This window comes from Mesorhizobium sp. M5C.F.Cr.IN.023.01.1.1, from assembly GCF_003997585.1.
Classification (GTDB): domain Bacteria; phylum Pseudomonadota; class Alphaproteobacteria; order Rhizobiales; family Rhizobiaceae; genus Mesorhizobium; species Mesorhizobium wenxiniae.
The window spans coordinates 12,435-38,835 of record NZ_RZSU01000063.1 but is presented as its reverse complement, the minus strand read 5'-3'; the positions used below and the strand labels follow the sequence as shown (position 1 = coordinate 38,835).

Genomic DNA, 26,401 nt, shown 5'->3' with positions numbered 1-26,401 from the left:
TGCCGGGGCGATTTGCCAATGCCGAAGCTTGACCGGTTCAAGCTGCAGTCTGCGCGACGGCTTCGGGCGGCAATGACCGATGAGGAACGCATATTGTGGCGGCATCTCTGGCGAATCCCGGTGGACGGTACGCACTTCCGTAAACAAGCATCGGTCGGGATTTACTTTCCGGACTTCATGTCCCATCGGCTGAAATTGATCATCGAGGTCGACGGTGCCCAACACGGTTTTGATGACCAGCAGCGCCACGACGAGGCTCGAACGAAATGGTTCGAGAGCCAAGGTTATCGCGTCATCCGCTTCTGGAACCATGAAGTAAAAAACGAACTGGATTCCGTGCTTGATACGATCTATGCGGCGGTGGAAGAACGGAAATCACACCTTCGCCCCGAGAGATAACGCAGAGGGCGCTGGTGACCGAGACGCCGCCACCCCACCCCGGCGCTGACGCGCCGACCCTCCCCATCAAGGGGAGGGTGAGGAGCTAATTTATGCCCGACCTGCTTCTAGAACTTCGCTCCGAGGAAATTCCCGCTCGCATGCAGCGGAAGGCTGCAGGCGACCTCAGGAAGATGATGACGGACGGGTTGGTCGAGGCCGGGCTGACCTATGAGGCGGCGCGCGAATATTGGACGCCGCGCCGGTTGGCGCTCGACATTCGCGGCGTGACCGCGCGCTCGAAGGACATCAGCGAGGAGATCAAGGGGCCCTCGACCAAGGCTCCCGAACAGGCGGTGCAGGGTTTTCTGCGCAAGGCCGGTCTCTCCTCGATCGCCGAGTCGCATATCCATTCCGATCCGAAGAAGGGAGACTTCTATGTCGCCCATATTGCGAAGCCGGGCCGGGTGGCGGAAGCAATCATCGCCGAGTTGGTTCCAGGCGTCATCCGCGATTTTCCATGGCCGAAATCGATGCGCTGGGGGCCGGCCTCGGCGAAACCCGGATCCTTGCGCTGGGTGCGGCCGCTGCAATCCATCCTCTGCACCTTCGGCCCGGAAACCGAGGAGCCGGTGGTCGTCGATTTCGAGATCGATGGCATCCGCTCGGGCAACGTCACCTATGGCCACCGTTTTCACGCGCCGGGCACAATCATCGTGCGCCGTTTCGACGACTATGCCGCCAAGCTGGAGGCGGCGAAGGTCGTGCTCGACGCCGACCGGCGCAAGCAGATCATCCTTTCCGACGCCAGGAATCTCGCTTTCGCCAACGGGCTCGACCTGGTCGAGGACGAGGGGCTGCTCGAGGAAGTGTCAGGCCTGGTTGAATGGCCTGTCGTGCTGATGGGCGAATTCGAGCAGGACTTTCTCGCCATTCCGGCCGAGGTGATCCGGCTGACCATCCGCGCCAACCAGAAGTGCTTTGTCACGCGGCCGCAGGGCGTCGGTGAAGAGCTTTCCAACCGCTTCATCCTGACCGCCAATATCGAGGCCAAGGATGGCGGCAAGGAGATCGCCTACGGCAACGGCAAGGTGGTGCGCGCGCGGCTGTCCGACGCGCTCTATTTCTGGAAGACCGACCAGAGCGACCTGCCTGATCTCGACCAGTTGCAGGCATCGGCGGAAAAGTTCGGGCTCGATCTCAAAAAGCCGCTCGATCAGCGCATAGCCCGCCTCGACCATCTCGGCGTCACCTTCCATGCCAAACTCGGCACCCAAGGCGAGCGGGTGGAGCGGATTGCACGGCTTGCTGAGGAGTTGGCGCCGATCGTAGCGATTTCAATCTCCCCCCTTGAGGGGGAGATGCCAAGTGGTGGCAAAGACGGCAGGCCAGAGGGGGTCGCCCCGCGTGAAGCACCGGCATCCTCTGTCCGCGATAGAGCGTTGCGTCAGGGCGTACCGACCCCTTCTGTCGCCTTCGGCGACATCTCCCCCTCAAGGGGGAAGATTCCCGCACTCGCATGGCGCGCCGCGGTGTTGGCCAAGGCCGATCTCACCACCGAGGTGGTCGGAGAATTCCCCGAATTGCAGGGCGCTATGGGCCGCAAATACGCGCTGCTGCAAGGCGAGCATCCCTCGGTCGCCACCGCAATTGAGGAACACTACAAGCCGCAAGGTCCATCCGACCGCGTACCGACAGATCCAGTGTCGGTGGCCGTCGCGCTCGCCGACAAGCTCGATACGCTCGTCGGGTTCTGGGCGATTGACGAAAAGCCGACGGGGTCGAAGGATCCCTATGCGCTGAGAAGAGCGGCGCTGGGCGTGGTGAGGATTTTGGTTGAGAATCGTGTCCGGCTTGCGCTGACATCTCTCTTCGACCGCGCTTACCAGATGGCGAACTATCTCGCGTCCGGACGGCCCTTTAGCGCCGATCTCCTCGCCTTCTTCCACGACCGCCTGACGGTCTATCTCCGCGACCAGGGTGCGCGGCACGATCTGATTGACGCGGTATTGTCAGCGGGCTCGCGCCCAATTTCCCCTCTTGAGGGGGAGATGTCGGCGAAGCCGACAGAGGGGGGCGCTGTCCCGCCAACCTCTCATCCTGTCGCGCCCCCCTCTGCCCTGCCGGGCATCTCCCCGTCAAGGGGGGAGATTGGCCAATCGCCGAACGACGACCTCCTGCAAATCGTCCGCCGCGTCCAAGCACTTGGCTCCTTCCTCGACACTGAGGACGGCAGGAACCTGCTTGCCGGCACCAAGCGTGCGGCCAACATTCTGGCCGCCGAGGAGAAGAAGAAAACGACGATTGCCGAACGTGTTGAGCCGGCTCTGTTCAGGGAAGAGGCCGAGAAAGCGCTGTTTGCCGCGGTGAATCAGGCCGAGAGAGAAGCCGGCGAAGCGATTCAATACGAAGACTTTTCCGCCGCCATGCTGGCGCTTAGCGCGTTGCGTGAACCGGTTGATTCATTCTTTGAACGCGTTCTCGTGAATGATGAGGACCGGGCCGTGCGTGCCAACCGCCTCGCACTGTTGGCACGCATCCGGGCAGCGACCGACCAGGTTGCGGATTTCTCGAAAATCGCCGGCTGAGGCTTGGGAAATATTTCTTTCCCAATAGCCGATTCGAGCCGGCTTACAGTCATATGACAATGATCTCCGCGTGGCACAAGGAACATGTTCCCCAACCCCACGGAGGCTCCATGAATTCCGCTCGCGACATCGAAGTGACAGAAGAAACCGCCGCCGAGGCGCTTGAGCCCGTTTCCGAAACAACCCTCGATGAGGCCGCCGCTGCCGCGATCGAAGCTGCCGATCTGTCTGATGATGATGAGGACGGTGACGACGACGAAAGCGAAGCGACGGCCGGGAAAGGCGCAGAAGACGACAAAGCCGCCAGCCTCTCGGATGAGGACGAGGAAGACGAAGAAGATGTCGACGACCAGGAAGACGAAGACGACGGCGTGAAGGCCGAAGCGTCGGACGCTGACGAAGAGGACACCGACGAAGAGGAAGAGTCGGACGCCACCGACGCGGACGAAGAGGTCGCGGCCTAGGTTTTTTCAGGCGGCGACATTTTACTCAGTGAGCCAGGCGGCGGGCGAGCGTCGTCCTGGCCTCGGACGGCTATCTGGCCTGGTCGATCTCGGGAATGGGCGTTGGTTGCGGCGTTGCCGGCTCAGGCGGGCTGTTCGATGCCGTTATCTTTTTGTCGGATCTGGTGGCCGCCCCAGGTGCTGCGGCAGCGGTTGTCGCGGCAGGTGCGCCGCTCGGGGCCGGCTTTGCGAAGGCGTCGCCGACGATGCCGCCGCGAATGATCATCGGGCTTTGCATTACTTCATGCTTGGGCTTGGGCTGGCTCGGGATCGCAGCAACTTTTTCATAGGTGACATCAGGCACTGGTTCGCCGAGCGCCACGATCGATGGCGTCGAGGAGCTCCCAGCCACCTTCACCGGTTCAGGCGCGCCGAGCTTGACGACGGACGGCGTCGAGGATGGTGCACCGAGAACAACGAAGGACGAAGCGTGTGCTCCGCCCGCCGCCAGAGTGAGACCAAGCGCTCCCAGAATACGCATCCAGACCATGATAGATTCCCTGCCCAACAAGCAGGCAACATACCGTCCCGGAATTGATGCGGGCTTGCGAGGAAAGCTAGCATTTTAGCGATTTGGTAATTCGCTAACGCCCGGACTTGCCCCATAAACGTCACCGTATTACGCACCCACATCTGTGAGGTCCCACATCTGTGAGGTCCTGCTTCTGTAAGGTGATGAGAGTGGCTGAGATACTTGCCGCCGGCGAGGCGATGGAGCGGGCGCTGGCACTGCTCGAAGGCGGCGATGTCGTCGCCATTCCGACGGAAACCGTGTACGGGCTGGCCGCCGACGCCACCAATGGTGTCGGCGTGGCGCGCATCTTCGAGGTCAAGGGCCGGCCGCGCTTCAACCCGCTGATCGCCCATGTTGCCGATCTGGCGATGGCCGAGCACATCGCGCTGTTCGATTCCCTGTCGAAAAGACTGGCGCAGACATTCTGGCCGGGACCGCTGACGATGGTGCTGCCGCAGCGGCCCGGCAACGGCATTCATCCGCTGGTCACCGCCGAGCTCGATACGATCGCGCTGCGCATGCCGAAAGGCTTTGGCGGCGAACTGATCACCAGGCTCCGCCGCCCGCTTGCGGCGCCCAGCGCCAATTCCTCAGGCAAGATCAGCGCCACGACAGCCGAGGCAGTGGCGGCCGATCTCGGTGCAAAAATCAAGCTGGTGGTCGATGGCGGCGCAACGTCCGTCGGGCTCGAATCGACGATCGTCAAGATCGAGGGTGGAAAGCTGCGGCTGCTGCGACCGGGAGGCATTGCCGCCGAGGAGATTGAAGCGGTCGCCGGCACGACGCTGTCGCGCGGTGCGACGGGCATCGAGGCGCCGGGCATGCTCGCCTCGCATTACGCGCCGGGTGCTGCGGTGCGGGTCAACGCCGCAAAAGTCGCAAAGGGCGAAGCCTTGCTGGCGTTCGGCCCGCGCCGTGCCGAAGGCTGGCAAGGTGCTGCCGCTTTGCGCAACCTGTCGGAGACCGGCGACCTGCGCGAAGCCGCGGCCAACCTCTTTGCCCACATGCAGGATCTCGATCGCAGCGGCGCCAAGACAATCGCCGTCGAGCCGATTCCGTTCGACGGGCTGGGCGAGGCGATCAACGACCGGCTTTCGCGCGCTGCCGCCCCTCGTGACAAGATCGATTGGGCACCATAGTTTCCACCTATGAATGACATATCCCAGGATATCGACCTCGCCCTCATCGACCGTTTTGCGGCAATCGTCGGCGACAAATACGCGCTTCGGGACCAGCAGGATATCGCGCCTTATCTCATAGAAAGGCGCGGCCTTTGGCATGGCCGAACGGCGCTGGTGCTGAGGCCGGGCAGCGTCGACGAGGTTAGCCGCATCATGCGGCTGGCGACCGAGACGGGAACGCCGGTCGTGCCGCAAAGCGGCAACACCGGGCTGGTCGGCGCGCAGGTCCCGGATATGTCCGGCCGCGAGATCGTGCTGTCGCTGTCGCGGCTGAACCGCATCCGTGAGATCGACCTCCTCTCCAACACCGTCACCGTCGAGGCCGGTGTCATCCTGCAGACGCTGCAGGAAGCGGCCGACGCCGCCGACCGGCTGTTTCCGCTGTCGCTTGCCGCGCAGGGCTCCTGCCAGATCGGCGGCAATCTCTCTTCCAATGCCGGTGGCACCGGCGTGCTTGCCTATGGCAATGCGCGTGAGCTCTGCCTCGGCGTCGAAGTCGTGCTGCCGACCGGCGAGGTGTTCGACGATCTGCGCAAGCTGAAGAAGGACAACACCGGCTACGATCTGAAGAACCTGTTTGTCGGCGCTGAAGGCACGCTCGGCGTCATCACCGCCGCCGTGCTCAAGCTTTTCCCCAAGCCCAAGGGGCGCGAGGTGGCCTTTGCCGGCCTGTCCTCGCCGGAGGCGGCACTGTCCCTGTTCAGCCTGGCGATGGATCGCGCCGGCGCTGCACTCACCGCTTTCGAACTGATCGGCCAGAGGCCCTACGATTTTACGCTTCTGCACGCGCCAAGCGTCGTGCGGCCGCTGTCCGGGGATTGGCCGTGGTATGTGCTGATGCAGATCTCGTCGGGGCGCTCGGCGGAGGATGCGAGAGCCCTGATCGAGGAGGTGCTCTCAGCCGGCCTCGAGCAGGGGATCGTCGGCGATGCAGTGATTGCGGCGAGCATCGCGCAGGGCGATGCCTTCTGGAATTTCCGCGAGGTGCTGCCCGAGGCGCAGAAGCCCGAAGGCGCCTCGATCAAGCACGACATCTCGGTGCCGGTGGCAGCTATCCCGCAATTCATCGAAAAGGCGGCCGGCGCCGTTCAATCGGTCAGCCCCGGTGCGCGCGAGGTGTGTTTCGGCCACATGGGCGACGGCAATCTTCACTACAATATCTCCCGGCCGGTTGGCGGCGATGACGAAGCGTTTCTCGGGCTCTATCACGCCATGAACAAGGCCGTGCACGATGTCGTGCGCAGCTTCCACGGCTCGATCTCGGCAGAGCACGGCATCGGCCAGTTGAAGCGGGATGAATTGATCGCGACAGCGCCGCCGATGGCGATCGATTTGATGCGCAAGGTGAAGACGGCCTTCGATCCGGCCGGCATCATGAATCCCGGTAAGGTTATCTGATTCTTTCGCCGTCTTGTGCCTGGTCGTATTCCGATAACCATCCCCTCGAGATCAGCAAAATTTAACCGACTTTCTTAAGCGCTGCGATAAGAAGCCCGCGCTAATGTTTCCCCACAACGAGGCTGGAAAAACCGGCCCGGAGAACCGGAAAACCGGCTCTCAGGAGAGACAGGAAAGGCACAATATGAACACTGGACTGAAGCCAGTCTGGGCCGGGCGCAACATGCGCCTCGACCCATTCCGCCTGCCGCAGGTGGTGAGCTACGCCACGCGCGACGATTATGGCGACGTTACCTTCACCATCGACCACCGTGGCGCCGTCATTCGCCGCATGCTGGAGATGAGCGGCGTGCCGGCGTTCATCGCTCTGCCCGCCAACGCGTTTCGTGGCGTGGCCGCCCGCGCGATGGAGGATCCGGATGGCAATGTCACGGTGACGCTCGAACTTCTGCACAATGATCCGATGCTGTCGGTGCCGCTGCTGGTGGCCGACGATCTCGAGGATGTCGCCGCCGACTGGCGTGCCTGGGCCGATGCCTACCGTTTGCCGATGCTTCTGATTGAATCGGACGGCATCGCCCGCACGCTGGAGGAATCGCTTGGCGCCGCCATCAAGACATTGCCGGCGCAGGATCGCCGCAAGGGTCGGGTTTCGACCACGCGCCGTCCGCGCTTCCTCGCCCGTCGCAGGGCCGGCGACCTCGGCCTCAGGCTGGTCATTGGCGGCCAGGAGATCATTTCGCGCGAGTAGTCCACATGCGCCTCTTCCTTCTCCCCTTCTTGTGGGAGAAGGTGGCCTCGCGAAGCGAGGTCGGATGAGGGGTGTTCCAGGAAACGCGAACGCCTCAATTTCTTCCAACACCCCTCAACCGTCTTGGCGCTGCGCGCCAATCCACCTTCTCCCACAAGAAGGGGAGAAGGGAACGGGCCCTACACCAGCGGCTTGAGCGCCACCCACAGCGCGCCGCCGATCAGGCCGAGGAAGATCAGCCAGCCGACCTGGTTGTTCGATCTGAACAAGAGCATGCACTGGTCCGGATCGTCGATGTCCAGCACTGCGATTTGCCGCGCCATATGCGCTCCGGCGGCGACCAGTCCGGCCAGCGCCGGCACGGGCGCCTGCGCCGACGCGAAGGCGATGGCGAAGCAGACCAGCGCCCCGCTATAAAGCCCGACGAGCCAGGTCTTGGTGTTGTCGCCGAACAGGCGTGCGGTTGAGCGCACGCCGACGATGGCGTCGTCTTCCTTGTCCTGATGCGCATAGATCGTGTCGTAGCCGATCACCCAGAGGATCGAGCCGATATAGAGCATGACGGGCGGGCCGTCGAGATCGCCGAATTCGACCGCCCATCCCATCAGCGCACCCCAGGAAAAGGCAAGGCCGAGAACCAGTTGCGGCCAGTTGGTTACCCGCTTCATGAATGGGTAGACAGCGACGATGGCGAGCGAGCAGATGCCGAGCAGGATGGCGAAGCTGTTGAACTGCAGGAGCACAGCGAGTCCAATCAGTGCCTGGATAGCGAGAAACGCCCAGGCCTGCCGGCGTGTGGCCTTTCCCGCCGGCAGCGGCCGTGAGCGCGTACGTTCCACCTGGTTGTCGATGTCCTGGTCGACCAGATCGTTATAGGTGCAGCCGGCGCCGCGCATGGCGATGGCGCCAATCAGGAACAGCAGCAGGTACAAAGGTGTCGGCAGCAGCGAGAGCAGCGGATCGGTAGGGCGTGAATAGGCACTCGCGGCAAGGGCTGCCGACCACCAGCACGGCCACAGCAGCAACTGCCAGCCGATCGGCCGGTCCCACCGGGCAAGCTGCGCATAGGGCCACAGCCAGCGCGGCAGAATGCGGTAGACCCAGTGGCCGCTCGGCGCATCGGCGACGCGGCCCTGGGCAGCTTTCGATTGGATGGGTTCCATCGTGCTGGAGTGGCAGCAGAGGCGCACGCCGTCAAGCATCAAGCAGGCCGACCCATTCTCGTTCCCGTGCGGAATTGCTTCAAACTCTCCCAAATGTCTTGACCCATCGTCCGGGGCGCAATAGCGCAGTCCTGATCGTGGAATGGCAAGGGATCTGGGCATGCGTGTTTTGTTGATCGGCTCCGGCGGCCGCGAGCATGCGCTGGCCTGGAAGATCGCGGCCTCGCCGCTGCTGACGAAGCTTTACGCGGCCCCCGGCAATCCGGGCATCGGCCACGAAGCCGAGCTGGTGACGTTAGACATTGCCGATCATGCGGCGGTGGCCCGGTTCTGCTCGGAGAAAAACATCGACCTCGTCGTGGTCGGGCCGGAAGGGCCGCTGGTTGCCGGCATTGCCGACGACCTCCGCGCCGCGAACATTCGCGTCTTCGGCCCATCCCGGGCGGCGGCGCGGCTGGAAGGCTCGAAAGGCTTCACCAAGGACCTCTGCGCGAAATACGAAATCCCTACCGCCGCCTATGGCCGCTTCGGCGACTTGGCGTCGGCCAGGGCCTATGTAGAAAAGATGGGCGCGCCGATCGTCATCAAGGTCGACGGCCTCGCCGCCGGCAAGGGCGTCACCGTCGCCATGACGTTGGCCGAGGCGCTGGCCGCACTCGATGCCTGTTTCGACGGGTCCTTCGGACAGGCCGGCGCCGAGGTGGTGGTCGAGGAGTTTCTCACCGGCGAGGAGGCGAGTTTCTTTTGCCTGTGCGACGGCGCCACGGCGTTGCCGTTCGGCACCGCACAGGATCACAAGCGCCTCAGTGACGGCGACATCGGCCCGAACACCGGCGGTATGGGGGCTTATTCGCCGGCTCCGGTGATGACGCCGGAGATGATCGACCGGACCATGCGCGAGATCGTCGAGCCGACCATGCGCGGAATGGCCGAACTTGGCGCACCGTTTTCCGGCGTGCTGTTTGCCGGGCTGATGATATCAGGCGAGGGGCCGAAGCTGATCGAGTACAACACCCGTTTCGGCGACCCGGAATGCCAGGTGCTGATGATGCGGCTGAAGGACGATCTCCTGGTCCTGCTCAACGCTTCTGCCGACGGCCAGCTTGCACATACCTCCGTGCGCTGGCGCGACGAGGCGGCGCTCACCGTGGTGATGGCGGCAAGGGGTTACCCCGGCACGCCGGAAAAGGGCTCGGTCATCCGCGGCGTCGAAGAGGCCGCGGGCGATGGCGTCGAGATCTTTCACGCCGGCACCGCCATCAACAGCGGCGCGCTGATCGCCAATGGCGGCCGTGTGCTCGACGTCACGGCTGTCGACGGCACGGTCGGCGAGGCGCAGAGACGAGCCTATGCCGCCCTCGACCGGATCGATTGGCCGCAAGGTTTTTGCCGCCGCGACATCGGCTGGCAGGCCGTCGCGCGCGAGCAGGCGCGCTGACGCCGAACGGCTTCAACTTTCAGCGCTGGCGATGGTCGAACTCGGTTGATGCGGTGCTGACCGGATCGCCGGCGGCGGGCATGGCTTCAACCGCTGATGCCGAGTGCTTTTCGTTCCGCGTCCAGGCCACATATTCGGCAATCCCGCGCGGAAGGCGCAGCAACGTCTTCACAGCAGGCATTTGAAAGCTGCTGCGGAAATTGGCCCAGCGGGCGCTGAACATGGCGGTCATTTCGGTGAAGGTCGGTGGTGCCACCACGGCGTAGGTGATGGCATTGCCCGCAAGGCCGGCCTCGCGCGAGAGAGGCACCGGTATCGAGGCAAGGTAATCCGGCTGCACGTCGATCAGGCCGCCGAAAGGCCATTGCGCGCGCAATGTGGCGGCATCCATCGGTGCGACATTGACGTCGATATCGTTCGGCGTGCCGGCCACCCGGTAAGGACAGCGGAACCGGCCGCAATTGGCTTTTGCCGAGAACTGCCAGAGTGCGTAGCCTTGCCAGTTGCCCATCGGAAAATGCACGCCGATGTCCGGCTTGTAGCGCGCATACCAGAGCGGCAGCCGCGACAGGAGCCGGTATTTGTACTTGTTGTCGGCGATGTGCCTGGCGGTCTTGCCGTTGGTGTAGAGCACCGGAAAGCGGCCCAGCCGCCGATGCACATGGCGGACGAATTCCTCTGCATCCTCGAGCGACATCCATTTCGTGGGGTCGTCATCCTCGATGTCGAGGGCGAGCAGGTCATCCGGACCAGGTTTCGCGAAGTTGATGAAATTATTGGCCTGTCCCACGGGGTTGCCGGGGCGGGCGAGATGGTAAGCGCCCCATTTCAGGCCGAGCGCCTTGGCCACCACCTTGCGCGTCTGGAACAGTTCCTGTGCCACCGCATGGCGCTTCCACAACGCCTTACAGAGCCGCGTCTCGGTCTCGTCGCCGAAACAGAAATAGGCTGGCGGCATCCCGTCGGACGCCTTGTTGATGAAACCGACGATCCGCTTGTCGGTCGCAAGTCCAGCCCAATCGATGGAATTGTATTCGTAGGCGTCGATCACCAGCGCCCGGTTGGCATCCTTCCACGGCTCGGAGAAATCCGAGGCTTTTGCCGGCCCCGACGCCATTGTCATCGCAGCCGCGACGACGAGGGGCCCTAGACGGCGAAGAGGATGCGCCGGCGGCTTCAAACAGCAGATCCTTGCTGGCCAAAGCCTAATCCTGAACCGCCATGGTTAAGGAAATGCTTTCGGCCGCCCGCGGCGAATGCCGCAATTCTGCCGGTGGTGGCTTTGCTGGTCATCAACGGCGGGAGAGCGGCTGGGTCTGGAGCGGGTCGGGCACCGGCGCTTGCGGCAGCGTTCCCTCGGCCTCGCGTTTGCGGTTATAGGCCAGCGAGCACTGCGGCGAACACAGCGTGCCGCGATCCGACCAATAGGCGGCGCCGTCCTCGATCTTGCCCCGATAGTGCCGAAAACCTGCCGCTCGATAGGGCAGGCCGCATTCGATGCAGCGATACGCGTCAGGTCTGGCGAGCACGGGCGGTCCGATCCGGTATTCTTGATCTGTCGCCGGTCGAGCTGTCCGGCTTTGCCGATTTTAGCTTGAACAGCTCCAATTGCAAAATCCGCGTGACAAAATTTGACGTTTACGTAAAAAGAAGGTGGGAGAGGTGACCCAAAAAGCAGATGGTTTTGTGTTGGCACGGATTTTAAGTTGCCCTGCCGGACAGAGGAGGAGCGAGCAGCATGTACCGGGCACCGGTCGAGGAAATCGCCTTCACGCTGAAGCATGTCGCCGGCCTGAGGCCGGCGCTTGACGCCGGCACCTTTGGCGACCTCGACGAAGACATCGTCGACGCCATTCTGGCGGAAGCCGGCCGCTTCGCCACAGAGGAGGTCGCGCCGCTCTACAAGATCGGCGATGAACAAGGCGCGGTGCTAAAGGGTGCGGCCGTCACCATGCCGCCTGGCTGGAAGGGACTTTATCGCCGCTGGATCGACGGCGGCTGGAACGCGCTGTCGGCACCGGAGGAATTCGGCGGCCAGGCGCTGCCGACCATGCTGGGCGTCGCCGCGCTCGAAATGTGGAACTCCGCCGCGATGGCCTTCGGCATCGGCCCGACGTTGACCATGGGCGCGGTCGAGGCGCTCGACAAGCACGCCTCATCGGCGCTGAAGGCCAAATACTTGAAAAAGCTCGTCTCCGGCGAATGGATGGGCACGATGAACCTGACCGAGCCACAGGCGGGCTCGGACCTGAATGCGTTGCGCGCCCGCGCCGAGCCGGCTGGCGACGGCACCTACCGCATCTTCGGGCAAAAGATCTTCATCACCTATGGCGAGCACGATTTCACCGACAACATCGTCCATCTGGTGCTGGCGCGGCTGCCGGACGCGCCGGCCGGCACACGTGGCCTTTCGTTGTTCCTGGTGCCGAAATTTCTTGTCGGCGACGATGGCGCGCTGGGCGCGCGCAACGATGTCTTCTGCTCCGGGCTGGAGCATAAATTGGGCATCCACGCCTCGCCGACCTGCACCATGATCTATGGCGATGGTTTCGAAGGGATGGCGCCCGGCGCGATCGGCTGGCTGATCGGCGAGGAAAACAAGGGCCTCGCCTGCATGTTCACTATGATGAACAATGCGCGGCTCGCCGTCGGCATGCAGGGCGTGGCGGTCGCCGAAACGGCCACGCAGAAGGCGCTCGCCTACGCCAATGACCGCCGGCAAGGTAAGGCCGCGAACTATAATGGCAACGGCATGGCGCCGATCGTCCATCACCCGGACGTGCAGCGCAACCTCCTGACCATGAAGGCGCTGACCCAGATTGCACGCGCCATCAGCTATTCCTGTGCGCATGCCATCGACAACGCGCGGATATCCAGTGGCGATGAAGCCGCCCACTGGCAGGAGCGTGCCAATCTGTTGACGCCACTGGCCAAGGCCTTTTCCACCGATGTCGGCGTCGAGGTCGCCTCGCTCGGGCTGCAGGTGCATGGCGGCATGGGTTTCATCGAGGAGACGGGTGCGGCAGCACTTTATCGCGACGCGCGCATCGCGCCTATCTACGAAGGCACCAATGGCATCCAGGCGATCGACCTGGTGACGCGCAAGCTACCGCTTGGCAGTGGCGAGCATGTGCATGGCTACATCGCCGAACTGAAAGCCATCGCCAATCAAGTGCGGACCTCAAATTTTCAAGGTTTTGGCCGCACCGCCGATGGTCTCGACCAGGCGCTCGACGACCTCGGCCAGGCGACGCGTTTCCTGCAAGGGCTGCTTGCCGACGTGCGCTCGGACGAGGCGCTGGCCGGTGCGACGCCGTATCTGCGGCTGATCTCGCTTGCGGCGGGCGGCGCCTATCTCGCACGCGGCGCGCTTGCCGACCAAAGCCGCGTCGCCCTTTGCCGTTTCTTCGCCGAAAACCTGCTTGGCGAGGCGGGCGCGCTGAAGGAGCGCGTCATCGGCGGCGCCGAAAGCCTTACCGCTGCCGGCAAGACACTGATTTCCGCCTGACATCCACAAGGTTGCCGTTTCACGAAAAGGCTGACGTTCACAAAGGATCACCCGTGACAGACCACATCCTCGTCGAGCGCCAGGGCGCCATCCAGATCATCCGCATGAACCGTCCGGACAAGAAGAACGCGCTGACGCGCGCCATGTATGCGAAAATGTCGGCGGCGCTTGCCGAGGGCGACGCCGATCCGGCGATCCGCGTCCATGTCTTCTTCGGTGTTTCAGGCGCCTTCTCGTCCGGCAACGACCTTGCCGATTTCATGGTCGTCGCCACCGGCGGCGAGGGCGGCACCGAGGTCTGGGATTTCCTGATGGCACTGGCCAGGACGGAAAAGCCCATGGTTTCCGGCGTCGATGGCATCGCGGTTGGCATCGGCACCACGCTCAACCTGCATTGCGACCTGACCTTCGCCACGCCGCGCACAATGTTCCGCACGCCCTTCGTCGATCTCGGTTTGGTCCCCGAGGCGGGGTCGAGCCTGCTTGCGCCGCAGATTCTCGGCCGGCAAGCCGCCTTCGCGCTGCTTGGCCTCGGCGAAGGTTTTTCTGCCGAGCGGGCGAAAGCTGCCGGACTGATCTACGCGGTGGTCGAGGAGAACGAGCTCGAAGCCTCCGTCCTGGCAGCGGCCAGTCAAATCGCGGCCAAGCCGCCGCAAGCGCTGAAGATCGCGCGTGACCTGATGCGCGGCTCGCGTGAAGACCTTGTTGCCCGCATCGGCCAGGAAAGCGAGCATTTCCGCGAGCGCCTGAAATCCGACGAGGCCCGCGCCGCGCTGACAGCCTTCATGACGCGGAAGAAAGCCTGAGTGTCAGGGATAAAGCCTTGTCTTGTCCCAGCCGCCCTCGGCGTTACGGGAAAAGACGAGGCGGTCGTGCAGCCGGAAAGGCCGGTCGTGCCAGAACTCGATCGTCTGCGGCACGATACGGAAGCCCGACCAGTGTTTCGGTCGTGGGATCTCGCCGATCGCATGGCGCGCCGTGTATTCGGCAACGGCTTTTTCCAGTGCGAAGCGGCTCTCCAGTGGCCGCGACTGTTTCGACGCCCATGCGCCGATGCGGCTGCCGCGCGGACGCGTCGCATAATAGGCGTCCGCTTCCGCCTCGGTAACGATCTCCACCGGCCCGCGCGCGCGCACCTGCCGGCGCAACGATTTCCAATGAAAGCACATCGCCGCCTTCATGCTGCCAAGAATCTCGCGGCCTTTGGCGCTCTCGAAATTCGTATAGAACACAAATCCGTTTTCATCGAACCCCTTGAGCAGCACCATCCGCACATTCGGCATGCCCTCGGCATCGACGGTCGCCAGCGCCACGCCGTTGGGATCGTTGATCTCACTTTTCGTCGCGTCGTCGAGCCATGCGGCAAACAGGCGGAATGGCTCGGCAGCCTCGGTAAAGTCACCGCTTGCTTCTTGCATATTGAACAATTCCAATGGCTTAGAAACAGGTTTCCAAAAGGTTTCCAGAACAGGTTTCCATCGGTCATTTCACGACCGAAATTTTCGGCTGCTCCGGGCTTCCTCGATCTTCGTTACCTTCTCCATGGCCTTCACCGCAAGCCTGGTCTGCGAGGCTTCCCGGCTGTAGAGCTCGGCATAGGCAATGTTCTTGTGGCCGAGCATCTCCATCAACTGTCGCGTCGATGCGTCTGCCTCGGCCAGCTTTACGCCAAGGGCCTTGCGCAGGCCGTGCATCGTGTACCCTGGCTCGATCCCGGCGTCCCTGCACCAGTCGGCCATGCGCGTGCTGAGAGAGCCGTCCGTGTATGCGCCGCCCCGCGATGAGACCAGCACTGTCTCGGTATCTCTCGACAGCGGTGCGAGTTCGCGATCGAGCATTGGCGTCATTGGCAGGAACAGTTTCTTGCCGCGCTTCCGCCCCTTGAACTGGACGAACTCGAATCCGTCGACGGTGTGAATCTCCCCGTCGGCCGCAATGTGCTTCTTTGTTTGGTGAACCCAGCGAAGCCGGGTGATGTCGCTCACGCGGTTGCCGAGCCAAAGCGCCAGGGCGTAGGCGGTGCGCTGCCGTGTGCCGACTTCCCATCTGGCCTCGTATTTCGCCATAATCTCGAGCGGCCACGCTTTGTGGCCATCGGTCTGCGGGTTCCGCGTCATCTTGTAGGTTGGATCGACCTCGATCCATTCCTCGTCGATCGCCACCATGATCAGTTTGCGAAGGCAGATCAGAACGATGCGTTCCATGTGCGGTGTGTCGCGGAAGGCGGACAGGATTGACTTAACATGGGAGCGCTTCAGATCCTCCACGGGGCCATCACCGAGCATCGCCTTGCCGCCGGCCGGCATTGACAGGATGCGCTCGATCGTCTGCTGGTAGCGGGTGCTGCTCTTGTCATCGAGCGCAAGCCATTCATCGGTCTTCTTCAGCAGACGGTATGCGGCTTTGAGGCTTCGCGGGCTGGCGCTGCCCGGCATCTGCACAACGGGCGCTGGCCGTCCAAGGACGGCGTTCTGGTAGGCTTCGTCGAACTCCGCAGTGTGCGGCTCGCCCGGCAGCATCACGTCCTTCTTGCCGCTTCTGCGCAGGCGCCAGCGCACCTTGCCATGACGCGTCGTCATGTCGGAAACGCCGGGGTAGTCGGGATGCTTCATGGCGGGACCATAGCGCGCCGGCTATTTCACCGAATAGAGGCCGTCGAAGAAATTTCTGTGGCCATCTTCGGGGATATCGGTAAAGGCGAGGTCGACTGCGACGCGGTCCCACACGGTCCGCCCGTCCAGGCGCTTCGGCTTCGGCATCCGGCCGTCCTTGACCATTTCGTCAAATTTGGTTGCGCCGACGCCGATGTAGCGCGCCGCTTCGTCTCGGGACAGCCCGCGCGGCGGATATGCGATAGGATCAGATCGCGTCATCCCTGCCTCCCACTTGCGGGAGAGACTTGACCGGCGAGGGCGGCATCGGCTGCATCAAACGCCGTACGCAGCTCGCGGCGGAAGTCCCTGTCGTCCTCGCGCATCCATTCGGAAGCGCCGTTTCCTCGATTGTTATGGGCTGAGGATACATCCGCCTCGATACTCCCCCGCATCGCCACCAACGACCGCAAAGCCTCCACCACTCCTTTGTCAGGCTTGGGAGGGGAGGCGAGCATTTGGAGCGCGATAGCCTGCCGCTTAAAGGCCTCCAGTGCGCCGCGAACACGGTCTTTCTCGGCAAGATCGGGGCGCTTGAGGGACGCCTCCCATTGACGCATTGCAGTCGCATCGCAAATCTGTTCATTGTCACCGCCGAGCCAAGCCACCGCCTCGGCTTCCATAGCAGGGGGAGCGGGTGTTGCTTCGGTGGTCATCCCGGCACCGATTTCGCTATCACCTTCGAGTGAAGCTCTTTTCTGCATCCATTCTTTTGTCACGAGCTTCGGCTTGCCGCAAACGATGCACGGATCAGAGGTAATGGTATTCGCACAAGTGCAGAATTTGTCTATCATCCCCGCCTCCCACTTGCGGGAGAGACTTGACCGGCGAGGGCGGCGTCAAACTCAGCCTTTGTGATCATACCAAGTCGAAGCATCATGCCGCGCTCGTCGTGCGTTGCTTTTACGCCCTTGAGCCAAGCATCCTTTTCGATTTGAGCGATATCGATGGATGCGCGGTCGTCGGTGGTGGCGATGTAATACGCCAACTCCATCGCGTGCGCCTTGGTCCATTTCGGGTTGGCCGATCCGCGTTGCAAACGGGCGAACCAGTGCAGCAACTCTCGAATGCGCTTTGCCTGTGTGCGCGCATCTCCGGCAATTTCTTGTGGCTTAAGGCTGTTGAACCTGAAAGTCTCAATGCTCTCCGCATCAAGGCCGAAGGGCACCATATCCCCCGGCACTGCCTGGACTTCGAGAGCGAGGGCTTCGCGGGTCTGGCGCGCGGCCATCCATCTATGTTCGACGGCACGGCATTTGCCAGGCGCGTCCATGACTTCGGCGATTTTCTTGGCGTCATTCTCGCGGGCGAAACGCAGCGCTTGCGCGTGGTCCGCCGTCCAAGTAGGCATCCATGCAAAGCCTTGCCCCATGTAGGCAGGATGAAAGCCGGCAAGATAACGGTCGCGCTGTCCGCCGAATGCCTCAACCAGCCACGCGAATTCATCGGTCTGGCCATAGACCTTGCTCATTGCCGCAGCGATCACGACTCCGGTGTCTTTGATCGCTTCATCGGTTAGCCGCTTTATCCGGCTATCGAACGTTTCACGCGTCATGGTCTACCCCTTGATGCTGTGGGCGAAAAGCGGGTGGCGCGGCGAGGGCATGGAGTGCACCGTGTCTCATCCGTTGAGTGTTCTACACGAGGACAGTCACTGCAAAGCTCAGCCTCCTGCACTGCCTGGGCGGCAGGGGCGAGGGCGGCGAGGCGCCCGGCAGCGCTTCTCAGCTCATCCGGCCAGTAGTTTGGCCCGATAGGCTGGCTTTCCTTCTCAGCGGCGAGCGCTGTCTCGATGATGGCGGCGGCTTGTGTTTCGAGGGTTTTGGCTTCAGCGCTCCACATATCAGCGTTGCGCAGAGCCCGCGCCGAGTTGATCAACGCCAGCGCCTCCACCATATCTCCCGGCACTGCCTGGGCAGGGGCGAGGGCAACAGGCAGCGCTGACCCGACCGGCTTGGCGGCTTGCTTCGCCCTGATCTTGTCTACCTTGGTCCAGATACGCCAGCCCTTGCGGCGCGACAGCTTAATGCGCTTTGGGCCGGTCATAGCCATTCCTCAAAGCCGCAGCGAGTGCAGCGATAGACCATGAACACGTTGCCTAATGTCACATCCGTACAGAGACATTCGCCGGCAGGGCATTTGGGTACAGGCGGGAAGCGGTCGCGACCTACGACACGGACAGCCGCTTGAACACGCTCATCAGCGGCGGCTCGTTCCAGTAGTTCTTTCGAGGTTATCATAGCAGGCTGCCTTGCCGCGGCGCTGCAGCGGCTTTCGGCGCAGCGAGGTTGTCGCGCCACCTGAAAAAGCCAAGCGCGCCTTTGACTGGAATGAATTCGTCGAGCTGCTCGGCATTGCGCAGCACGAAGCCGTAGCGGCCGAAAAACCACGGGCTGTCGCTGTCGGCGACGCATCCGGTGATCTCGACGGTGCCGACGATTCCGCCGCGCGGCAGTTCGTCGAATGCCGGCAGGGTCAGACCTGGCGGGAAGGGGCGCGAACGGCTGATCGCATGGATGGTAGCGAGGCAGTCTTCGTATTCGTCACGGGTCATGCCCTTCGATGCATGCAGGCAGACCCGGCCCCGGATCTTGGTGGACCAATCGCGGTTTTCGATATCCTTGCCGTGAAGGATCGCCCAGGACCAAGGCTGGCGGACGGATAGGGCGAGGTCGGGGAGTTCGATCACAGCAACTTCCTTTGCGATCGGGCGGGGCGCGAACAATCCTGGCAGGTGTGCTGCCACTCGCCGGCGACCTTGGCGATGACGAAGCCTTCCGACCGAGCATCGGAAATCATCACGTCGAACTCGTCGGCCTGATAGGTGCGGCGCTGGGAGATGCCGCATTCGCAGACGATCTGCTGGAGGCCGGAGTGCTTTTCAATCATGTTCGCCCCGGCAGGTTTCACCCTGATCAGCATCGCAGGCCAGGCATTCGCCCATGCCGCCGACGAAATTCGTTTCGCACCGCCGTGGCTCGCGTCGCCTCCGGATAATGCGGCCGAGTTCCATCCTGGAGACTTCGACGGCACCGGCGGATAGCGCCAATGCGCGCTTGGAGAGCGCTATGTCGAAATGCTCATGGGGCGTGCCGGCCTTCTGGAGCCATTTGCGGTCGACGCCGATTCTGTCGGCCATGGACAGCAGCTCGCCGGTGCTGTCGGCGATCATGTGGCACATTTTCATCCGGCCAAAGGCGGCGCGCATGTTGTCGACGTAGATGGCCATCACCAGAGATCCTCCGAATAGAGGTCGGGCGGCCAGCGCGGCGTCTCGATCTGACCGGCAGCCCTGGCGATATCGACAGCATGCTTGCGATCGACGAAGCGGCCGGTGCTGGTCAGGAAGCCCTGATCCTCGCCGCCGAGCACGCAGCCGGTGAAGTCATGCAGCGGATGCAGCACATCGCCGTGCCGGGCCGGCGCCGGCAAGGTGACGGTCAGGCCCTTGAAGCGGACGGCAACCGCGACGATGCGCTCCGGTGCGGTTGCAGGCTGGCGAGGCTTGAGCGGCAACGGGGAGATGATGCCTGTGCCGTGGCATATCTGGCAGATATTGCCGCCCGACTGCATGCCAGCGCCGTGGCAGCGATAGCATTTAGAGGTTGCCGTGCCCATCAGCGAGCCTCCGGCATGGCGTTGTGCTCGACATCATCGAGCTGGCGGCCAGCCCGTTTCTTACCGATCCGCGAGACGCATTGTTCCTCGTCGTAATTGCCGTCCTGCCAATCGCACCACATGGGCCAGAAGGGCTCACTCCAGCGCCCATCTTCCCATTTACGGTGTTCGAATCGGCTGATTTCCGGATTGTCGTCGAGCGTCCACCCGTCGACAGCGCCGATTTGTGGTGCCCACTCGCCCCACTGTTTAAAAAAGAATGCCGTCCCGGCAGCGGCGCATTGGTCGCGGATCGAGCGCGCCCATGCGGGATGCATCGGCCGGGCGCCGCGGCCGCTCTCGCCGCCGACGATGATCCAGTCCAGCCCGGTCACGCCGTCACAATTATTCGAATAGGCCGAGGCGCTATCGCTGTTCTCGACCCAAGCCTCCGCCGTCAGCGAATTGGCCCGAATATCGGCGTCGTCGTCTCGCCAGCAAATCGATGTGAAGTCGATCGGCCCTAGAAGCGGTTCAGCTGAGACGAAGCGAATCGCAGCCGGCGTCATCAGCAGATGCGGGATCCGTTCGTCTGCCTCCTGCTGCCGCTCGGCTGAGACGCCAAGCCAGACGTTGGGGAGAGGCCAATCCTGCTCCTCCATCCAGCCGGCAGTGCATGGCGATCGCGTGATGTCGCACGCGATCGGGTCGAGCCGCCTCGGGGTATAACCTTGCTCGCCAGCCGCGCGGAGTTCGGTGTCGATCTTCTCGAAATACTCCCGCATGCGCTTTGCGCGCTTGGTCAGCACCTGGAAGGTGTGCTGCGGGGCCAGCGCCATGACGGCGAAGACCTTGTCGATCCATTCGTCGGGCACATCCTCGTGAAACAGGTCGCCCATGGAGTTGACGAAGATGCGGCGCGGCGTGCGCCAGGTCAGCGGTTCGGTCAGGATGTGATCCGGTGCCATGGCGAGCTTGCCGGTCCAGACCGCTTTGCCGTTCACCTTGCGCGTGGTGCCGTTGTAGTGCGGGGCGCCGGTCTGGCCCTTAGCCTGCAGCGAGGCTGTCATGGCCTCGATGCGGGCGGCCATGCCCATGGCATAGCAATGGGTGCAGCCAGGCGTCAGGACGGAGCAACCGACGATCGGATTCCACGTCGCGTCGGTCCATTCGATGGCGGATTTGTCAGCCATGTTCCGCCCCCGATCCAGCGCCAACGGCGGCGGTGAGGGCGGCACGAGCCTGAGTTAGCCGCTTGCGTTGAGCGACGTGCTCATAGGCTTGGTCCGTGTCCTCGAATTCCAGTTGCGGGGAGCCGTCAGAATAGGTCAGCTCATAGGTCGAAACGCCATCGACAAGACGCGTCAACCTCAGCGAGAACCCAAACTCGGCATCGTCCATCGCTTTCGCTGCGATCTCGACCATCGCCTCCGTCACCGCGTACTTGTCGGGAGCCGGAGAGGCGATAAACACATGTTCGGTGATGCTGATCGCTGGATCGCTGGCGATCATCTGGTAAGGCGGGAACGCCTCCGCTTCGGCCATAGAGGCGAAGCGCTTTGCCTCCGACGCGGTTGGCGTCCACCAGTGCCAACTCCTCGCCACGCCAGGATCCATTGCTAGCGCGGCGTGCACGGCGATGGCGTCTTCATTCTCGGCATACCAGTGCGGCAGCGTGGATCCGGCGTAGCCTTTGTGCTCGATCAGCCAAGCAACTTGGCGCGTCTCTTGAGCGGCTAGCGGGGTGGAGTGGGCGGGAAGCCCCTCAACCATGTGCCGCACCATCGCAGTGGCCTGCATCGCATCGAACAGGTTGGTCCCGGTCGGCTCATGCTTCATCGGGAAAGGAGTGTGCTCGTTGAAAGTCTTCTTAAAACTGATGCCTGCGTCAGGGTTGAAGTCTTCTGGCAACCGCCACGTCAGGAAGCGGTCAACCATCTTCTTGATTTGATCTTCATTCATGACGTTCCCCTGGGCTTGATGGCGAAGTCGGTGCGGCGCTCGTCGAGATAGGCGGTCCCGCTCGCCTTCATGGCGTCGTCGATGACCTTCATCGCCGCGGCGTGGCTCTCGGCGCCGAAGAACATTAGCTTCACTGGCACACCTGCCTTGGTCAGGTCGAAGTGGTGCGTCTTGCCGTCCTTCATGTATTCCCATGCGCCTTTCGGGACGCCGACCAGCAGGATTGGAACGCCATCGCCCTGCCCGGCAGGGGAGACGGCGAATACGAGCTTCTCGTCGCGCGTCGCCATCATTGCCCCGCGATGTTCCTGGCGCCGGCAAAGCGCTCGATGGCGCTATGCAGGCTTCCCTCGCACAGGCTCACGGCGGTGGCAGGATCCATCGCGTAGTGACGGTGCAGGATTTCCATCATGCCGAACTGGACGGATTCGAAGAGGACCATCAGCTCGGCATCGGTTGCGCCGCTTTTCACGGCCGGTCCGATCACCTCGCGAACGAAGCGGCCGGAAAGCAGGTTGTGCAGATCGGAGTCAGCCATGGACGGTTGCCTCCAGATCGGCTTTTGCGCAGCGGATAATCGCGCTGATGTCGTGCGTGAGCGGGACCAAACCTTCCAAAGCAAAACGGGCATGTTCTTCGCCGCATGACGAAATGCCGCCTCGCGCATATCCTACGAGCATCTCGAACTCGCGTTCCTGGCCGGGCGAAAGGAAACAGGGGCGCATACCGTTCGCCATCAGCGCAGCCCCACGTAGAGCAGGCCGATGCCGATCAGGGCGGTGGCAAGCATCAGGATGATCTGCACCCTGCGGGCGGACGGGCTTTCGGTATCAATGCACTCGTTCCCGCACAGGCAGCCGGGGAAGTGGTGGCAGAGGCAACAGTCCTTTTGCGGCTGCTTCGTATCGAACATGCGCTCGATGTGGTCGAGCGGCGCGCGGTCGGGCAACTCGCCTCGGATCTGCGAACGGCTGCGGTTCAGGCGGTCGATGGCGTCGCGCGCGGTCATGCCGGTATCCCCATCCATGCCGTGCAGAACATCAGCGCGAACATGAAGCAGGTCGCAAAGGCCAGCGCCGTCGGCGGGTATTTGTCGTCGCCGGCGGCGAGCTTCACCTTCGAGATTTTGCCGGGCCTCTGCCGCTCGGCCTTCTTCCTGGCGTCGATCGCGGTATTGGCATCGACCGACAATTTCGTGCCGTCGGCGAAGTGAATGCGGAACATCGGCATCAGCGTTGCTCCTCGTGGTGAAAGGATTTTGGGAAGGCTTCTGCCGCCGATGAAGGATCGGCAATGCCGGAGCTCGCTCATTGCCGCAGCTCCGGCGGCAGCGCGTCGAGGTAAACGCTTTTGATGATCTCGCGATCTTCCGCCGACCGGGTGCGGGCCTCTCGGCCCGTCATCGCGATCTCGGCTATGAGATCAACTGTGAATCCTAGTTCATGCATCTCGCGAAGCATGCGAACGGCGCGTTCAAGCTTTTTGTTTCGGTGCGCCATCAGCCTAGCGCTCCGGGTGCGCGCTCAAGATCAGCGAGGATCTCAGACGGCTTGCGTCCACCTGCGAGTTGGTGGGTGATCGACGCTTCCATCTCCGGCGACGTAGCTGCGGCAGCGATCAACTGATCGGCGACCGTGCCGATCTCGTCCAGCCAGACGATTGCAGCGCGCAATTGCGCGTCCGAATAGGTGTCGCGCCAATTGTTCGGTGCCCTGCCGTCAAGGCCAAGGCCTTCGCACTCGGAAATCAGTTCATTGCGGGGTGAAAGCGGTTCGAACATCGCCCGTCAGCCCAACTGACGGACGGCGCGCGCGCGGGCGAGGTTCGACGCCTCGGGGCCATGCTTGTCGATCTCTTCAAGCGTGAAGTCGGAATGCTCGAACAGCGATTCCTTGGTGACGGCGGTGCCGTTCATGCCCATTTCCAGCATCTTGTCGGCCATCCGGTCGACGATGCTCTGGGACAGGATGGCGGCCGACACCGGCGCCAATGCCGGCGGCTGCTGGAATGAGATCATGATTTGCCTCCATCGCGGGATTGCGAACGGAGGGGATAATATGCGCAAACGGATATTAGTCAATCACGAAAATGCGCAAACGGATAATGCTTTAGCTGCGCAAACGCATAGCCCCTGGAGCGGAAGCGTAGCCTCAAGGCTGCTGATGTCGTGCTTTATCAAGGACCAGGATAGCTTCGGTCAGCAACTTGACGGCCTTGGCTCGATCCTCTTCGTCGAGCGAAAATGATCTTTCCAGCCGTGCAGATATCTCTGCGTTGATACTGCGCTCGTTCTCGACGGCAGCGAGCCGGATGCGCTTGCGAAGGGCTGGCGTCAGGCGAAGGTGAAAGCTGGGATTGTCGGACTGTGGCATGATCCCGACTTATGGCGGAAACCTTAAGTCTCTGGAATCGTCCCGTGACTGGTACCAATGCCCCACGGGTGGGACACTTGTCCCCATTATCCACAAGGCATTGTTACAGGTTGATGTAATCTGTTAATCGAACCCCAATGGTTGTACGACCCAAATTGGGACACCCTGCGAGTTGAATCGTTGTTGACACGCAGGCAGGAAATCGTTCCTATTTTGGGTGCGGTCGGTTCGGGAATAGAGAGATGATCCAGTACAGCACGCGCGAAAAGACGCGGAGCGAGGAAACGCTGCAAAGGTTGCGGGACATGGCGTGCGGCATCTGGCCGATGGACCCGGCCAAGCGGATCGAACGGGACGCCGCCTCAATCGCTAACGCGATGGCGTCGATTCACGGCGGGGAGTGGCGGGTTCAGATCGATCATCAGCATCGGCTTGTTCTGATCCGGCCTTGTTAGCTTTCAAGGCATTGGTGATCACCGCGAAAGCCACCTCAATATCTGTATTTGAAAGACCGTCGATACGCTGCAGCGTGGCCAGGATCTCTTGCTCGCCGCGAATTGTCTTCTTGTCGTCGTTGACTGTCGGTTCGCTCTCGACGAACTGGCTGTAGATCGCGTTGATTGCGTCTCGGCGATGGCCTTCAGGCTCGGACCCGGATAGCCACCGATTGACCGTCGATTGAGAGACCTCGAACACCTCGGCCAGCTTCAGCTGTTTCCAGCCGGTCGCTTTTTGAATTGCCCGAATTTTTTCTTCTACAGTCATGTTGAGGACGCTGCCATGTGATGCGGATAAAGAGAAATCCGCTTGCGCATATTTTTCTGCTTGCAAGTTATCCGTTTGCGCATAATATGCGCCGCTATGAGTGCAATCCGTCATATTCGCCGCGCGGTGTTTGGAGTCACGCAAGCCGACTTCGCCGCTTTGGCTGGCGTAACCCAGGCAACTGTCTCGCGATGGGAAGCCGGCGTTGCTCCTTCGCTCGATGAAATGCAGGCCATTCGCAAGGCCGCGATCGAGCGCCAAATCGAATGGAACGATGCCTGGTTCTTTGAGACTCCAGCCGCCGGGGAAGCCGCATGAAACCCGGCCTTCCGTTTAGTCTTCGGTGTTGCTGCATGGTCCATTTTCATCACATGCGCCCGAGCGCCGTTTTTTTCCACAGAAACCAATCGGTAACCTTAAGCCGTAACCATTTTGGGGTGCGGCCATGAAGCTGCGCCTTTTTTTCCCAATCGGAGGTCGATATGGCGATGTCAGCGAAGTCGACGTTTGGAAAAGCTTGGCAGGATCGCCGGCTCGCCCTTCTCCTTTTCAGTTCGACTTGCCAGCTTCCGAGCAAGCTCTGAGCAGATACTCGGCAGTTGGCGATGCCCCTGCGAGGATAGCACCAGGCACCCAAGCCAACGATGGGTGCTCCTCCTTCGCAGCTTTCAAATTTTCCAGCAGCTGGGCGATCATCGCCCGAATGGCATCCGGGTTTGGTGATTGCGTGATCAACGCCGCGAGAACGGTGTCGAGCACATTCAGATGGCCAATGGTTGCTGCTTCTGATCTTGCCCGCATTTCCTCTTCGCTCATCGTCGCGGCAAGATTGTCGATTTCGTCTTTTGGCGTCATGCGATTTCCTTCCTTGGGGTTTGGCGATTCCATGGAAGGTAGCCCGTTCCGTTTCCGGGCGGAACGGGCGTTCGATCGCGCTCATGCCTGCACCACGGAGGCACGCGCATGAAGCTGCGCCTCTCCAATCCGGTCCTTGCGGACCGCGGCGCGCGCCTCGCCGGCATCGGCTTCACCGAGCGCCTGGTGCCGCGGCGCGCCGATCTCTCGAACGCACAGAGGTCCTCGATCAACGATGAGCCATCCCTGGGGGCAGGCCCGCAAGCCGAAGCCTCCCTTGCCGGCATAGGTAGCAGGACGCTTGCGGATCGTGAGGGCCGCCTTGAAGGGGAGGCGGCTTCGGCTGACCTTCCCGCCATTTCCTCTCCCTCCCAGGAGAACGCGGCTGCCGCCGGGGCTCCCGACCTCCCAGCCCCGGCGGCTTTTTCCCGCTACACCGAATCCTGTCCGGGCGCCTTCCACGGACAGGCCAGTGCCGCGCCGGATGTGCCAACCCCCGCATCCGGCGCGGTTCACCGCACAAGCCACGCCATCCACCTGCCCGAGCACGTCATGGTGCTGGTGCGGGCGATCGCCGCCTATGAGCGCTGCTCCAACGAGCGCGCCGCCGTGCTGGCGCTGGCCGAATATGCCGCCAAGATCGGCGCCGGGCCGTTGGCGCGCGCCGTACTCGATTTGAGCGATGACCTTGCCGACGTGGCCGGATTTTCCGCGCCGCGCCGACAACCGATTTCGAGGTGGACCATGAGTGCATCTGCTTGCGGGCCTCCATGAACT

36 protein-coding genes are annotated in these 26,401 nt (G+C 62.4%); 10 read left to right on the top strand and 26 right to left on the bottom strand.

Annotation, left to right across the window (positions count from 1 at the left end; translation table 11 throughout):
* The 3 genes from EOA78_RS22940 to EOA78_RS22930 form a co-directional block, all read left to right on the top strand.
* Nucleotides 1-399, top strand: a 399-nt coding sequence (locus EOA78_RS22940; protein WP_245477672.1) for a DUF559 domain-containing protein, incomplete at its 5' end; no start/stop codon positions are given.
* Between the two features lie 92 nt (nt 400-491).
* Nucleotides 492-2,966: a glycine--tRNA ligase subunit beta gene (gene glyS / locus EOA78_RS22935; protein WP_127317101.1), complete on the top strand. Its 2,475-nt coding sequence runs from the start codon at nt 492-494 to the stop codon at nt 2,964-2,966.
* Nucleotides 2,967-3,076: 110 nt separating this feature from the next.
* On the top strand, nt 3,077-3,430 hold the full coding sequence (locus EOA78_RS22930; protein ID WP_127317100.1) for an ATPase (modular protein): 354 nt from the start codon (nt 3,077-3,079) through the stop codon (nt 3,428-3,430).
* 70 nt (nt 3,431-3,500) lie between these two features.
* Here EOA78_RS22930 and EOA78_RS22925 read toward each other — a convergent pair whose 3' ends face one another.
* Nucleotides 3,501-3,959, bottom strand: coding sequence for a hypothetical protein (locus tag EOA78_RS22925; protein WP_127317099.1), 459 nt, complete (start codon nt 3,957-3,959; stop codon nt 3,501-3,503).
* Nucleotides 3,960-4,150: 191 nt separating this feature from the next.
* On the opposite strand from EOA78_RS22925, the gene EOA78_RS22920 reads away from it, so the two are divergent.
* The 3 genes from EOA78_RS22920 (at nt 4,151) to EOA78_RS22910 (ending at nt 7,313) form a co-directional block, all read left to right on the top strand.
* Complete coding sequence (locus EOA78_RS22920) at nt 4,151-5,122, top strand: L-threonylcarbamoyladenylate synthase (protein ID WP_164783889.1); 972 nt, start codon at nt 4,151-4,153, stop codon at nt 5,120-5,122.
* Between the two features lie 9 nt (nt 5,123-5,131).
* Complete coding sequence (locus EOA78_RS22915; RefSeq protein WP_127317097.1) at nt 5,132-6,562, top strand: FAD-binding oxidoreductase; 1,431 nt, start codon at nt 5,132-5,134, stop codon at nt 6,560-6,562.
* A gap of 184 nt (nt 6,563-6,746) precedes the next feature.
* Complete coding sequence (locus EOA78_RS22910) at nt 6,747-7,313, top strand: DUF6101 family protein (RefSeq protein ID WP_127317096.1); 567 nt, start codon at nt 6,747-6,749, stop codon at nt 7,311-7,313.
* A gap of 179 nt (nt 7,314-7,492) precedes the next feature.
* On the opposite strand, the gene ubiA is transcribed toward EOA78_RS22910, so the two are convergent.
* Nucleotides 7,493-8,476, bottom strand: a complete 984-nt coding sequence (gene ubiA, locus EOA78_RS22905) for a 4-hydroxybenzoate octaprenyltransferase (RefSeq protein WP_127317107.1) — start codon at nt 8,474-8,476, stop codon at nt 7,493-7,495.
* Nucleotides 8,477-8,636: 160 nt separating this feature from the next.
* On the opposite strand from ubiA, the gene purD reads away from it, so the two are divergent.
* Nucleotides 8,637-9,914 (top strand): phosphoribosylamine--glycine ligase, encoded by a 1,278-nt coding sequence (gene purD, locus EOA78_RS22900; protein ID WP_127317095.1) that lies wholly within the window; start codon nt 8,637-8,639, stop codon nt 9,912-9,914.
* A gap of 19 nt (nt 9,915-9,933) precedes the next feature.
* On the opposite strand, the gene EOA78_RS22895 is transcribed toward purD, so the two are convergent.
* Both EOA78_RS22895 and EOA78_RS22890 read right to left on the bottom strand, forming a co-directional pair.
* On the bottom strand, nt 9,934-11,037 hold the full coding sequence (locus EOA78_RS22895; protein WP_127317094.1) for a GH25 family lysozyme: 1,104 nt from the start codon (nt 11,035-11,037) through the stop codon (nt 9,934-9,936).
* A gap of 169 nt (nt 11,038-11,206) precedes the next feature.
* Nucleotides 11,207-11,443: a hypothetical protein gene (locus EOA78_RS22890; RefSeq protein ID WP_127317093.1), complete on the bottom strand. Its 237-nt coding sequence runs from the start codon at nt 11,441-11,443 to the stop codon at nt 11,207-11,209.
* 209 nt (nt 11,444-11,652) lie between these two features.
* Between EOA78_RS22890 and EOA78_RS22885 the strand changes: the two genes are divergently transcribed.
* Nucleotides 11,653-13,422, top strand: coding sequence for an acyl-CoA dehydrogenase (locus tag EOA78_RS22885; protein ID WP_127317092.1), 1,770 nt, complete (start codon nt 11,653-11,655; stop codon nt 13,420-13,422).
* A 53-nt stretch (nt 13,423-13,475) separates the two neighbouring features.
* Nucleotides 13,476-14,228, top strand: a complete 753-nt coding sequence (locus tag EOA78_RS22880; protein WP_127317091.1) for a crotonase/enoyl-CoA hydratase family protein — start codon at nt 13,476-13,478, stop codon at nt 14,226-14,228.
* A 3-nt stretch (nt 14,229-14,231) separates the two neighbouring features.
* Here EOA78_RS22880 and pdxH read toward each other — a convergent pair whose 3' ends face one another.
* The 22 genes from pdxH to EOA78_RS22765 form a co-directional block, all read right to left on the bottom strand.
* On the bottom strand, nt 14,232-14,840 hold the full coding sequence (pdxH, locus tag EOA78_RS22875) for a pyridoxamine 5'-phosphate oxidase (RefSeq protein WP_127317090.1): 609 nt from the start codon (nt 14,838-14,840) through the stop codon (nt 14,232-14,234).
* 69 nt (nt 14,841-14,909) lie between these two features.
* The gene (locus tag EOA78_RS22870; protein ID WP_245477670.1) at nt 14,910-16,034 is read right to left on the bottom strand and encodes a tyrosine-type recombinase/integrase; all 1,125 of its coding nucleotides are present in this window, start codon (nt 16,032-16,034) and stop codon (nt 14,910-14,912) included.
* 21 nt (nt 16,035-16,055) lie between these two features.
* Nucleotides 16,056-16,295: a hypothetical protein gene (locus EOA78_RS22865; RefSeq protein ID WP_127207858.1), complete on the bottom strand. Its 240-nt coding sequence runs from the start codon at nt 16,293-16,295 to the stop codon at nt 16,056-16,058.
* Nucleotides 16,292-16,867 (bottom strand): hypothetical protein, encoded by a 576-nt coding sequence (locus EOA78_RS22860; protein WP_127317089.1) that lies wholly within the window; start codon nt 16,865-16,867, stop codon nt 16,292-16,294. The genes EOA78_RS22865 and EOA78_RS22860 overlap by 4 nt, the downstream gene beginning before the upstream one ends.
* Nucleotides 16,864-17,628: a hypothetical protein gene (locus tag EOA78_RS22855; RefSeq protein WP_127317088.1), complete on the bottom strand. Its 765-nt coding sequence runs from the start codon at nt 17,626-17,628 to the stop codon at nt 16,864-16,866. Before EOA78_RS22855 ends, EOA78_RS22860 begins: the two co-directional genes overlap by 4 nt.
* Nucleotides 17,625-18,119: a hypothetical protein gene (locus EOA78_RS22850; RefSeq protein WP_127317087.1), complete on the bottom strand. Its 495-nt coding sequence runs from the start codon at nt 18,117-18,119 to the stop codon at nt 17,625-17,627. The genes EOA78_RS22855 and EOA78_RS22850 overlap by 4 nt, the downstream gene beginning before the upstream one ends.
* A 190-nt stretch (nt 18,120-18,309) precedes the next feature.
* Complete coding sequence (locus tag EOA78_RS22845) at nt 18,310-18,762, bottom strand: ASCH domain-containing protein (RefSeq protein ID WP_127317086.1); 453 nt, start codon at nt 18,760-18,762, stop codon at nt 18,310-18,312.
* The gene (locus tag EOA78_RS22840) at nt 18,759-18,962 is read right to left on the bottom strand and encodes a hypothetical protein (RefSeq protein WP_127317085.1); all 204 of its coding nucleotides are present in this window, start codon (nt 18,960-18,962) and stop codon (nt 18,759-18,761) included. Before EOA78_RS22840 ends, EOA78_RS22845 begins: the two co-directional genes overlap by 4 nt.
* Nucleotides 18,955-19,302, bottom strand: a complete 348-nt coding sequence (locus EOA78_RS22835; protein ID WP_127317084.1) for a DUF4031 domain-containing protein — start codon at nt 19,300-19,302, stop codon at nt 18,955-18,957. The genes EOA78_RS22840 and EOA78_RS22835 overlap by 8 nt, the downstream gene beginning before the upstream one ends.
* Nucleotides 19,302-19,691, bottom strand: coding sequence for a hypothetical protein (locus EOA78_RS22830; protein ID WP_245477668.1), 390 nt, complete (start codon nt 19,689-19,691; stop codon nt 19,302-19,304). Before EOA78_RS22830 ends, EOA78_RS22835 begins: the two co-directional genes overlap by 1 nt.
* Nucleotides 19,691-20,863: a phage Gp37/Gp68 family protein gene (locus EOA78_RS22825; RefSeq protein WP_127317083.1), complete on the bottom strand. Its 1,173-nt coding sequence runs from the start codon at nt 20,861-20,863 to the stop codon at nt 19,691-19,693. The genes EOA78_RS22830 and EOA78_RS22825 overlap by 1 nt, the downstream gene beginning before the upstream one ends.
* The gene (locus EOA78_RS36510) at nt 20,856-21,632 is read right to left on the bottom strand and encodes a hypothetical protein (protein ID WP_206533483.1); all 777 of its coding nucleotides are present in this window, start codon (nt 21,630-21,632) and stop codon (nt 20,856-20,858) included. The genes EOA78_RS22825 and EOA78_RS36510 overlap by 8 nt, the downstream gene beginning before the upstream one ends.
* Nucleotides 21,629-21,925, bottom strand: coding sequence for a hypothetical protein (locus EOA78_RS22815; protein WP_127317082.1), 297 nt, complete (start codon nt 21,923-21,925; stop codon nt 21,629-21,631). The genes EOA78_RS36510 and EOA78_RS22815 overlap by 4 nt, the downstream gene beginning before the upstream one ends.
* Nucleotides 21,922-22,299 carry a hypothetical protein gene (locus EOA78_RS22810; RefSeq protein ID WP_164783887.1) on the bottom strand — a complete coding sequence of 126 codons (378 nt, stop codon included), beginning with the start codon at nt 22,297-22,299 and terminating at the stop codon, nt 21,922-21,924. The genes EOA78_RS22815 and EOA78_RS22810 overlap by 4 nt, the downstream gene beginning before the upstream one ends.
* A gap of 69 nt (nt 22,300-22,368) precedes the next feature.
* Nucleotides 22,369-22,641 (bottom strand): hypothetical protein, encoded by a 273-nt coding sequence (locus EOA78_RS22805; protein ID WP_127317080.1) that lies wholly within the window; start codon nt 22,639-22,641, stop codon nt 22,369-22,371.
* Complete coding sequence (locus EOA78_RS22800) at nt 22,638-22,943, bottom strand: hypothetical protein (RefSeq protein WP_127317079.1); 306 nt, start codon at nt 22,941-22,943, stop codon at nt 22,638-22,640. The genes EOA78_RS22805 and EOA78_RS22800 overlap by 4 nt, the downstream gene beginning before the upstream one ends.
* Nucleotides 22,940-23,092: a hypothetical protein gene (locus tag EOA78_RS22795; RefSeq protein ID WP_164783886.1), complete on the bottom strand. Its 153-nt coding sequence runs from the start codon at nt 23,090-23,092 to the stop codon at nt 22,940-22,942. The genes EOA78_RS22800 and EOA78_RS22795 overlap by 4 nt, the downstream gene beginning before the upstream one ends.
* A gap of 38 nt (nt 23,093-23,130) precedes the next feature.
* Nucleotides 23,131-23,412: a hypothetical protein gene (locus EOA78_RS22790; RefSeq protein WP_127317077.1), complete on the bottom strand. Its 282-nt coding sequence runs from the start codon at nt 23,410-23,412 to the stop codon at nt 23,131-23,133.
* A 6-nt stretch (nt 23,413-23,418) separates the two neighbouring features.
* Complete coding sequence (locus EOA78_RS22785) at nt 23,419-23,649, bottom strand: hypothetical protein (RefSeq protein WP_127317076.1); 231 nt, start codon at nt 23,647-23,649, stop codon at nt 23,419-23,421.
* A gap of 133 nt (nt 23,650-23,782) precedes the next feature.
* A complete protein-coding gene (locus EOA78_RS22780) occupies nt 23,783-24,004 on the bottom strand; it encodes an Arc family DNA-binding protein (protein ID WP_127317075.1) in 222 nt (73 codons plus the stop codon).
* A 369-nt stretch (nt 24,005-24,373) separates the two neighbouring features.
* Complete coding sequence (locus tag EOA78_RS36505) at nt 24,374-25,030, bottom strand: helix-turn-helix transcriptional regulator (RefSeq protein ID WP_245477666.1); 657 nt, start codon at nt 25,028-25,030, stop codon at nt 24,374-24,376.
* 288 nt (nt 25,031-25,318) lie between these two features.
* Entirely contained in the window at nt 25,319-25,624 is a 306-nt protein-coding gene (locus EOA78_RS22765) for a hypothetical protein (protein ID WP_127317074.1), read from the bottom strand.
* A 108-nt stretch (nt 25,625-25,732) separates the two neighbouring features.
* On the opposite strand from EOA78_RS22765, the gene EOA78_RS36500 reads away from it, so the two are divergent.
* Nucleotides 25,733-26,398: a hypothetical protein gene (locus tag EOA78_RS36500; RefSeq protein ID WP_206533480.1), complete on the top strand. Its 666-nt coding sequence runs from the start codon at nt 25,733-25,735 to the stop codon at nt 26,396-26,398.
* Nucleotides 26,399-26,401 lie beyond the last annotated feature (3 nt).